Genomic DNA, 9,940 nt, shown 5'->3' on the forward strand with positions numbered 1-9,940 from the left:
CAATCGCATAAGACTGGGACAATGAAAATAATGACACAAAATGATGCTTTCGTCCCAGTCCGCTTAGTACTACGATTGCGACAGTCACTTTTCACAAAGTAATATAAATTCTATTTTAGCTTATCTAGTAATTTGTCTAATACTGTGTCGTGTTTGTTGGACTTTTCAACTAATTCTTGGGTGAATTTGTCGTTTGTCTTTTTATCAAATTGACCAGTAACATCTAGATGATTGTCTTGTTGGAATGATTTAATTGCAGATTCTAAATCTGAATCAAATTTATTGGACTCATTATCTACTTTATAACCTAAAGCAGTCAGTCCTATTTTCATAGTTTTAACATTTTTATTGTCGTCACCCAACTGATATGTCTTATTATTTGGAATCACGTTAAGAGATTGATATTTAGGTGTCGGTATTTTCACATCTGGTTGAATCCCTTTCCCATGAATATAATGGTTATCTGGTGTTAACCATTTCATTTCTGTGTATTTCAGTAATGAACCATCATCGAATTCACGAGTTGTTTGAACAATTCCTTTACCAAATGTTTTTGAGCCATAGACTTTTGCTTTATGATAATCTTTCATCGCACCTGTAAATACTTCAGAGGCACTTGCCGAACCTTCATTAACTAAGATTGACACGTCCATATCTTTGGCTTGTTTCAAAGCATCGTTAGAAGTCTTAAGCTGCTCTTTGTCGTCACCTTTTTCCAGTTGTACTACAGTTTTGCCTTTATCTATGAAAATGTTAGCCATTTTGACTGCTTCATCAAGTAAACCACCAGGATTGTTACGTAAATCTAGTACGATTTTACGTACACCTTGTTTATGCGCTTTAATAATTGCAGATTTTAACTCTCCTGACGTGTTACTTTGGAATTTATTAATCGTCATTACGCCAACGTTACCTTTTTTCTCATATTCAACACTTTTAACATGAATCGTACCACGTTTGATTTTAATGTCTTTTTCTTGAGAACCACGTTTAATTGTTAAAGTAACGGTTGTACCTTTTTTACCTCTCACTAATTTAACGACTTCATCGAGAGGTTTGCCTACAACGGATTTACCATTCACTTTGGTTACCACGTCTTTAGGGCGAATGCCTGCTTTTTCAGCTGGCGAGTCTTTCATAGGGCTAGTAATACTGATTTGATCATTTTTCTTCTGCATTTCAGCGCCTATACCGACGAAATCTCCTGACACACCCTCATTAAATTGTTTCGTTTCATCTGCTGTCATGTATTCTGAATAAGGATCTTTTAATTCCTTGACCATTCCATCAATGGCTGATTGTGTCAATTTATCTGAACTTTGTTTCTTGTAATAGTCTTTATTTAATGTTTTATATACATATTCTATCTTTTTTAAGTCGGCACGTTGATCTTTGGTAAGGCCGCTTACTTTATGGCTAATCAATATTGTCGCTGCAACGGTTATTCCAGCTGTTAATATAATGACTGCCAGAAGTAGTAATATGAGTTGCCATAATTTTAGTTTCACTTGTTTGTTTTTACCGTGAGGCGACGAATTGTTTCCATCACCATGGTGTGATTCTACGTTGTGTCCTAAATATTCACTCACTATATCACATCCCTTATATTTGCTAAATTTAACGTATACTCTATGTAATTTGTAGAACTTCATTTTCAGAAAATGAATTATAATAGATGGCGTCATTACCATTATTCAATAACTGAAGTTAAGATTCATGAGTCGGAAGACGTATTCTTAAATTATAAAATTAAATGATTCAACGCAATCAATTCAATTATACGTCCTTATGACGCGCAAAATAAGCACAAATGTGGGAGTGAATCAGATTCAATACTAAAAGTTGAATTCATCAATTCACTCCCGCCATAGCTTAATCATTCATTTGTTGCGTGTTAAAATTTTAACCATTCAGTATATTCTTCGTATAAATCGTCAAAGACAGACATAGGCACAGTAAATTCGCTTTGCGTTTCAATGTATTCAGAAAGTACATTAAAGTCATCTTCATGTTTCGGAAACGCGAGATCATCGAATATTTGTTCAGCCAATTTGCCTTTGTCGTCCTTACGTCCTCGAACAGTCATTACAAATTGATAGAATGAGTAATTTTTAACCATTAGCTTACAGTCACATCAATGACTTCTGTTTCACCTTTAACTACTGCTTCTACATCTTCTAAATGTAGTGATTCCGTTTGATCTGAGTTTGTAATAATGATTGGTGAAATTACAGATTTAGCATTATTTTTAATATATTCTAAATCAAAACGGATAAGTGGGTCGCCTACATTGACTGTATCTCCGCTTTCAACAAGCACTTTAAAGCCTTCTCCGTCGAGTTGAACAGTGTCTAAACCGATATGAACTAATAATTCTAAACCATTATCTGCCTTTAAACCGACAGCGTGCTTTGTAGGGAATACGTTATCGACTTTACCTTCAATCGGTGACACGACTTCTCCCTCTGTAGGGTTAATGCCGAAACCTTCGCCCATCATTTTTTGTGCGAAGACAGGATCTGGAATGTCTTCAATTTTGACATATTCACCTGTTAAAGGTGCATAAATTTTAATATTCTTATTTACTTCTTTGCCTTTACCAAATAATTTCTTAAACATATAGTTGTTCACTCCTATTTTTCAAAGTGTGGAATTAAATCACCGTATCCAAGTTCTTCTAACTTCTCATATGGAATAAATTGGATAGCAGCTGAGTTGATACAATAACGTAATCCGCCAGTTTCTTTAGAACCATCATTAAATACGTGTCCTAAATGGCTATTCGCATCTTCGGAACGTACTTCAGTTCTAATCATACCAAAAGATTTATCGACAAGTTCAACAATTTCATCATCGTCTAAAGCTTTAGAGAAACTTGGCCAACCACAATTGGATTCAAATTTCTCTTCTGATGTAAATAAAGGTTTGCCTGATAACTTATCGACATAAATGCCTTTATCAAAGTGATTCCAATACTCGTTTTGAAATGGAGGTTCTGTACCGTTTTCTTGAGTAACAAGATACTCCATATCATTCAATTCATCTTTGCTTTTTTTAATCATTTTGTGACCCCCAATGTGATTCTATAAATGCCTTTCTGCCAGATCCACGTTGGTATTGTTCGTAATGCATAGGATTTTTCTTATAATAATCTTGATGATACGTTTCAGCAGGATAAAAGTTTTTATATGGTTTAATCGGTGTGATGACAGGTTTATTAAAAATGCCTTGCTCATTAATTTGTTGTTTCTTTAACTCTGCTGCCTTTTTCTGTTCTTCATCATGATAAAAGATGACAGGTTGATAACTTTCCCCTCTATCAAAGAATTGTCCACCATCGTCAGTAGGATCAAAAGTTTTGAAATACACATCTAGTATATTTTCAAAGGAAGTAATTTCAGAATCGTATTCGATTTGTACGGCTTCGACATGCCCCGTTTGATTTGTACATACTTGCTCGTATGTTGGGTTCTCGACATGACCACCACTGTATCCTGAAACGACAGATTTTATTCCTGGATAAGATGAAAATGGTTTAACCATACACCAGAAACAACCTCCTGCTAATGTTGCATATGCCATCATATTACCTCCTTTTGTTGTCTCTTTTTTAATAATTTACGCTATACGTCATTGAATTTAAAGTGTTTTACTCAACATTGTATATCTAAGTTGGAGCGTTAAGGGTCTCACAAGGGATTAATCTCTTAAAACGATGAGTCCAATGGCACCTTGTCCTGTATGCGTCGAAATAACAGGTGTGGTGACGTTAACGTCGAATTGATTAAAATGAAATGCTTCACTGAATGATTTTTTAACTTTATCCACGAATTCTATAACATTGGCATGTGGTATCCCAATAGATTTAATTCGATGATTTTTAGTGAATTCTGCAACTTCCTTTTTCAAGTATTGAACGCTCGAATTTTGTGTTCTGGAATTATGAACAAGTTCTAATCTACCATCGTTTAATGTACCAATTGGTTTAATTTTCATGATATTACCAATTAAACCTTTCGTTTTACTAATGCGACCACCTTTAATTAATTGATTGAGTTGACCAATGACAACAAATAATTGGATATTCTCACGTAGTTGCGTGACACTTTCAACGATGTCAGATGTTGGTGTACCCTTTTCAATTAAATCAACAATATGCTGAATTTGATAACCTAAGCCATAGGAGATGGATTTCGAATCGATGACTGTGATGTTACTACCTTCGACCATGTGGCTCGCTTGAAGAGCTGTATTGAATGTGCCACTTAAACCTGATGACATATGGATACTAATGACCTCAACATCTTCTTTGGCGAGTTCTTCGTATTTCTCGATAAATCTACCAATAGGAGGTTGGCTTGTCTTGACGTCAGCATCTGCTTCTATATATTCAATATATTCCTTAGAGGTAATATCGACTTGGTCTGTATAAGCCTTGCCGTTAACTGTAATGCTTAATGGTATGACATGAATGTTGTGTTCAGACAAATACTCGTGTGGTAAGTCAGAGGTTGAGTCTGTGACAATAATTTGTTTAGTCATAATTCCCCTCCTATTGGTTACTTCTTCGCACTAAATGTAAAAACGTATGCGGAATCGTATTTTTATCATCTAACTGACCTTCGACGGAAGAATCGACTTCCCATTCTTCGAAAGTATAAGGTGGGAAAAATGTGTCGCCTTGGAACTTTCCATCAACGACTGTGATGTACATATCATCTACTTTATCTATCATTTCCTCAAAAAGTGTTTGTCCACCGAATATAAAAACTTGGCCAGGAAGGTTATAAATATCATCAATTGAGTGAATGACATCTACACCTTCATGTTGAAATGATGGGTTATTCGTAAGTACAACATTACGTCTATTAGGTAAAGGTTTGCCGATTGAATCAAATGTTTTTCTTCCCATAACTAGAGTATGCCCTGTTGATAACTTTTTAACATGTTTCAAATCACTTGGTAAGTGCCAAGGTAATTGGTTCTTGTAACCGATAACTCTTTGTTTATCATGTGCGACGAGGATTGATAAAGTCATCGTCCTCCCCCTTTCTCATTATGAATTGCTAGTGGATCATTGTTAGTAAAATTAAACTGCAATAGGTGCTTTGATCGCAGGATGGGATTCATAATCAACGACTTCTAAATCTTCATAATTAATATCGAAAATAGATTTGTCTGTATTAATCTTCAGTGTTGGTGCTTGATAACTTTCTCGTGCGAGTTGCGTCTCAATTGCATCAATATGATTAGAATAAATGTGCGCATCACCAAACGTATGAATGAATTCTCCTACTTCAAGATGACATTCTTTCGCAATTAAATGTGTAAGTAATGCGTAGCTTGCAATATTAAATGGTACGCCTAAGAAAATATCTGCACTACGTTGGTATAACTGACAACTCAACTTGCCATCTTGTACGTAAAACTGAAACATTGTATGACATGGTGGTAAGGCCATTGTATCGATTTCTGTAGGATTCCAAGCAGACACAATATGACGTCGAGAATTAGGATTTGTCTTAATTTGATCGATCACTGTTTTAAGTTGGTCAAAATGACGACCGTCTTTGTCTTCCCAATCTCTCCATTGTTTACCGTATACATTACCTAAATCACCATATTGACGTGCGAAATCGTCATCATTCAGTATACGTTGTTTAAATTTTTTCATTTCTTCCTTATACAGTTCATTAAATTCAGGATCTTGTTGAGAACGATGACCAAAGTCCGTCATATCTGGTCCTTGATAGTCGTCGGATTGAATATAATTTTCAAAGGCCCATTCATTCCAAATATTATTATTATATTTAAGTAAATATTGAATATTTGTATCACCTTTAATAAACCATAACAATTCAGTGGCTATTAATTTGAATGAAACCTTCTTAGTTGTGAGTAATGGAAACCCCTTTGAAAGGTCAAATCTGAGTTGATGTCCGAATTTAGAAATTGTACCTGTATGTGTACGATCATCACGTTGGTTTCCTATTTCTAATACTTCTTCGCATAAGCTATGATATGCTTCATCGAATGGATTATGCATGTGTACAGCTCCTTTATGTGAATAACGTTTTTAAAATGAATTATGATAAATGATATTACTGAATATTATACTAGAAATCGTTAACTGTTTATAGGGAGAGCCATTTAAGATTACAAATTTCCTATTTTGTATAAAAAAACCGAGCTACACAGCTATCACATGTGTACTCGGTATAATGGATTTCATTTATTGGCAATGATCATCAAAAGCATCTTTTAAGTCCATGGCAATATCATTGATGTCACGACCTTCTATATGTTCACGTGGAATGAAGTGAACTAAGTTTTGACCTTTAAATAAAGCGTAAGATGGACTTGAAGGTACTTGTTGGATGTAATCACGCATAGTTTGTGTGGCTTCTTTATCTTGTCCAGCAAAAACCGTCACTTTATGTGTTGGTTTGGCTTCATTTTGTTCTGCGACTGCTACGGCAGCTGGTCTAGCTAATCCTGCAGCACAGCCACATGTTGAATTAATTACTACGAAAGTTGTTTCGTTTTCGTTTAAATCTTTCATATATTGTTGGACGTCATCGCTTGTTTCTAAGCTTTTGAATCCATTTTCAGTGAGCTCTGCACGCATTTGCTGTGCTAATTCTCTCATATAAGATTCGTAACCGTTCATATAAACACTCCTTAATGCATTATCTTTCGCGATTGGCGATTTGTTTCCAGACTGAGCCTAGTGCTTCATCACCATTTTCAATTCTAGAAATTGCCATTTCAATTTGTAATTTAACTTCGTATGCAGGGTCGTCTGCATGAGCTTTAAGAGAAGATAATTGATTTTCATTTCCTTCATCAAATATAAACATAGCAGCACGCCATCTGACAATTTTTTGTGGATCATCAAGTGCTTTCTCCATTTCGGGTAAAGCTGCTTTGAAACCTAAGTCACTTAAGCAGTCGCCTGCTGTTCGGCGTACGGCTGGACTTTTATCATGAAGTCCTCGATAAATATAAGGTAAAATATCTTCATCCTCTATCATACCTAATAGAACGATTGCCTCACGTCTTAAAGGGATTTTATCTTCGTTTAAAGCAGTTTCTAATAAAGGTATGTCATCAAATGTTGGTGTTGGAAAGGATTTAAGCATTCTTAAACGAGCTTTCCAATCTTCAGCTTTATTATATTCATCTAATGTCACGTGTTGATAATGTTGTTCAGGTACGACGATGTCAGTTTCAAGTGCAACTTTTACGAGTTCATTTAATCGCTCTTCAGGATAAAGTGCAATCACTTCTTCATACACATCATCCATCACTTCTGATAAATCCCCGTATCTAATACCGAAATCTTCCCACTTTCTTAAGAAAACGACATTATCATTGTTTTTTTGAGCTTCTAACATTTTATCGATATAAATTTCTGGTAACTGTTGACGTTTCTCTTCTTTACCAGTTGTGAGTTTGATTTGATAAGGAATTCCTTTAAACATCAATACTTCTGCACGAACTTCACCATAATGTTCATCTGGTTGAGTTTCCTGTTCTAAATTAGACTCGTTGTTGAGTGTAGATGTAATTTGCGGTAGTACACTTTCCCAATCTGCTTTAGGTTGTTTATCTATTGCTAAAAAATCCATCACGTAAAAAATGGATTTTACACCTTCTAATTGAAGTAAATCATTAATAAATTGTGGCTGATGATTTTGTACTTCAGTATAGGTGTTCGATTGATTATCTTCACGCTTTTCAGATAATACAACTTTCATTGTGTTGGGACTGGGCGTAGGCTCTACACGAACAATTTCCATCTGTATGGCCCCCTTTTTGATTAAAACAAACTATTATTCGTTGAAAGCGTCTTGAATTTGCGGTAGTAAATCATCCCAATTTGCGTCATCTTCTTTATCAACTGAGATGAAGTCCATCACATAAAAGATGGATTTAACGCCGTCAATTTCAAATAATCGATTGATGAAATCTGGTTGGCCTTCTTTCGCAGAAGTATATGTTGTTGATGAATTATCTTGGCGTGGTTCGCTCAAAGAAATTTTCATTGTATTGTGATTAGGTGTTTCTGAAATTGCTACGATTTCCATAAAGATGTCCTCCTATTGTAGCTCGTTCCCGATTTGTTTAATTTGTTTACCTACTGAACACTCATTAATGCAAAAATGATGTGCCTGTGTCTTACCTTCAGTCTTTCTATTATGAGACTTTAATGGACATTGATAGCAATAAGTGTTCATTAGTCGATCAATTTTGTTAATCGCTTTTTGTTCTGAATAAGTGAGTATAGCTTCCACTTCCTTTAGCTATAAACTTTTTAAATGATTCATCACATATTTTGCATGGTTGTATTATAGCATTGAAAGTGTGGTAATTTGAAATAATCAATTCGTATTTAATGATTCGTTTTGAAACGAAATTCAGATAGGGTTCATATGAAAGCATAGAAGTTTGTATTTTGTAATTTTTTGTTACCCTATTGCATATTTTTTATATTTCGAGTAAACTAAGTAAGTTGTTTTTTTGCGGTTTCTAAACACCCGCTTTAACAAAATTTAGGAGGAAGTAAGATGTTTAATGAAATTTTTGGTGTAGCTTCATTTATTGTTACATTTATCTTAATGGTTCTCATGTATCGATGTTTTGGGAAACACGGTTTAATTGCTTGGGTCGCAATGGGAACGATTATAGCTAACATTCAAGTTATTAAAACGATTCATATATTCGGAATTTCAGCGACACTTGGGAATGTCATGTTCGCTTCCATATATTTAGCAACTGATATTTTAAATGATATTTATGGTAGAAAAGTTGCTAAACGTGCTGTATGGTTAGGATTTTCATCAACATTAGTGATGATTATTGTTATGCAAATGTCATTACATTTTATTCCAGCACCTGAAGATACTGCGCAGGGTGCGCTTAAGACAATATTTGATTTAGTTCCAAGAATTGCTCTAGGTTCTATTGTTGCGTATATCATCGGTCAACATGTTGATGTATTTATCTTTTCACTGATTAAAAAGATATTTAGTTCAGATAAAACGTTTATCATCAGAGCTTACGGAAGTACAATGTTAAGTTCGATTATTGATACAGCATTATTCGTTATTATTGCATTTGCGGGTACATTACCTGGCATAGCAGTATTCGAAATATTTATAACTACTTACCTATTAAAACTTATTTCAACTATATTCAATGTACCGTTTGGATACATTGCTAAATCTTTCTATCGCAAAGGTAAGATTCAAAAACTTGATAAAGGCTATTAAAAATAACTGTTGACTTTGTTTTATAACTTAGTCGACAGTTTTTATTTTTTAAATTAAAAAGAGTAAACGGAACGTGGGAGAAAGATAATGCGTAATCTCGTGATGATGCTATATTTCGTATGGCTTTAATGATTATCTTTTGACTCTATCATTTGAAGATTTGCTACAATAAAAATAAATTTATGGAATGAAGGTGTAAACGAGATGGCAAAAATATATTTTGATGCTGCAACGAAAGGTAATCCAGGACGAAGTGCATGCGCAATCGTTGTGAAGGAAGAATCAGAACGACATGTTTTCACCCATGATTTAGGAGAAATGGATAATCACAGTGCAGAATGGGCAGCGATGTTGCATGCGCTGGAACATGCTAGAGAATTAAATGTTATTAATGCCTTACTTTATACAGATTCTAAATTAATTGAGGATAGCGTGAATAGTGGTCGCGTTAAAAATGCTAAATTTAAACCTTATTTTGATAATATGGAAATTTTAGAGCAAAGTTTTGAGTTAATGTTTGTTAAGTGGGTGCCTAGAGAACAAAATAAAGAAGCGAATCAATATGCACAACAAGCGTTATATAAATTAACTAAATAAGCATAAAAAACAGGCTATAGGAATGACTCCCTATAACCTGTTTATTTATTTCTCTCTGTTATTTAGTT

13 protein-coding genes and 1 pseudogene are annotated in these 9,940 nt (G+C 34.5%); 2 read left to right on the forward strand and 12 right to left on the reverse strand.

The window, feature by feature from the left end; genetic code table 11:
- Nucleotides 1–110: 110 nt before the first annotated feature.
- The 12 genes and pseudogenes from CD155_RS05515 to CD155_RS05570 form a co-directional block, all read right to left on the reverse strand.
- Nucleotides 111–1,514: pseudogene (locus CD155_RS05515) on the reverse strand (S41 family peptidase); the annotation flags it as partial.
- Between the two features lie 380 nt (nucleotides 1,515–1,894).
- A complete protein-coding gene (locus CD155_RS05520; protein WP_070831331.1) occupies nucleotides 1,895–2,119 on the reverse strand; it encodes a YozE family protein in 225 nt (74 codons plus the stop codon).
- Nucleotides 2,119–2,619 (reverse strand): PTS sugar transporter subunit IIA, encoded by a 501-nt coding sequence (locus tag CD155_RS05525; protein ID WP_002442884.1) that lies wholly within the window; start codon nucleotides 2,617–2,619, stop codon nucleotides 2,119–2,121. The genes CD155_RS05520 and CD155_RS05525 overlap by 1 nt, the downstream gene beginning before the upstream one ends.
- Before the next feature lie 14 nt (nucleotides 2,620–2,633).
- Nucleotides 2,634–3,062 (reverse strand): peptide-methionine (R)-S-oxide reductase MsrB, encoded by a 429-nt coding sequence (gene msrB, locus CD155_RS05530; RefSeq protein WP_103212754.1) that lies wholly within the window; start codon nucleotides 3,060–3,062, stop codon nucleotides 2,634–2,636.
- On the reverse strand, nucleotides 3,055–3,582 hold the full coding sequence (gene msrA, locus CD155_RS05535) for a peptide-methionine (S)-S-oxide reductase MsrA (protein WP_037541445.1): 528 nt from the start codon (nucleotides 3,580–3,582) through the stop codon (nucleotides 3,055–3,057). Before msrA ends, msrB begins: the two co-directional genes overlap by 8 nt.
- Nucleotides 3,583–3,699: 117 nt before the next feature.
- On the reverse strand, nucleotides 3,700–4,542 hold the full coding sequence (fakB, locus tag CD155_RS05540) for a DegV family protein (protein WP_103212755.1): 843 nt from the start codon (nucleotides 4,540–4,542) through the stop codon (nucleotides 3,700–3,702).
- A 10-nt stretch (nucleotides 4,543–4,552) separates the two neighbouring features.
- Nucleotides 4,553–5,038 (reverse strand): dihydrofolate reductase, encoded by a 486-nt coding sequence (locus CD155_RS05545; protein ID WP_002442893.1) that lies wholly within the window; start codon nucleotides 5,036–5,038, stop codon nucleotides 4,553–4,555.
- Between the two features lie 51 nt (nucleotides 5,039–5,089).
- On the reverse strand, nucleotides 5,090–6,046 hold the full coding sequence (locus CD155_RS05550) for a thymidylate synthase (protein WP_103212756.1): 957 nt from the start codon (nucleotides 6,044–6,046) through the stop codon (nucleotides 5,090–5,092).
- Nucleotides 6,047–6,232: 186 nt separating this feature from the next.
- A complete protein-coding gene (gene brxA / locus CD155_RS05555; protein WP_103212757.1) occupies nucleotides 6,233–6,670 on the reverse strand; it encodes a bacilliredoxin BrxA in 438 nt (145 codons plus the stop codon).
- A 19-nt stretch (nucleotides 6,671–6,689) separates the two neighbouring features.
- A complete protein-coding gene (locus tag CD155_RS05560; protein ID WP_103212758.1) occupies nucleotides 6,690–7,802 on the reverse strand; it encodes a conserved virulence factor C family protein in 1,113 nt (370 codons plus the stop codon).
- A gap of 33 nt (nucleotides 7,803–7,835) precedes the next feature.
- Entirely contained in the window at nucleotides 7,836–8,090 is a 255-nt protein-coding gene (locus CD155_RS05565; RefSeq protein ID WP_002442899.1) for a NifU N-terminal domain-containing protein, read from the reverse strand.
- A gap of 12 nt (nucleotides 8,091–8,102) precedes the next feature.
- Nucleotides 8,103–8,297: a zinc-finger domain-containing protein gene (locus tag CD155_RS05570; protein ID WP_002442900.1), complete on the reverse strand. Its 195-nt coding sequence runs from the start codon at nucleotides 8,295–8,297 to the stop codon at nucleotides 8,103–8,105.
- Between the two features lie 273 nt (nucleotides 8,298–8,570).
- On the opposite strand from CD155_RS05570, the gene CD155_RS05575 reads away from it, so the two are divergent.
- Nucleotides 8,571–9,275, forward strand: coding sequence for a queuosine precursor transporter (locus CD155_RS05575; protein ID WP_103212759.1), 705 nt, complete (start codon nucleotides 8,571–8,573; stop codon nucleotides 9,273–9,275).
- A 204-nt stretch (nucleotides 9,276–9,479) separates the two neighbouring features.
- Nucleotides 9,480–9,872, forward strand: coding sequence for a ribonuclease HI family protein (locus tag CD155_RS05580; protein ID WP_002442902.1), 393 nt, complete (start codon nucleotides 9,480–9,482; stop codon nucleotides 9,870–9,872).
- Nucleotides 9,873–9,940: the final 68 nt, after the last annotated feature.

The sequence above is a fragment of the Staphylococcus caprae genome (genome assembly GCF_002902725.1).
GTDB lineage: Bacteria > Bacillota > Bacilli > Staphylococcales > Staphylococcaceae > Staphylococcus > Staphylococcus caprae.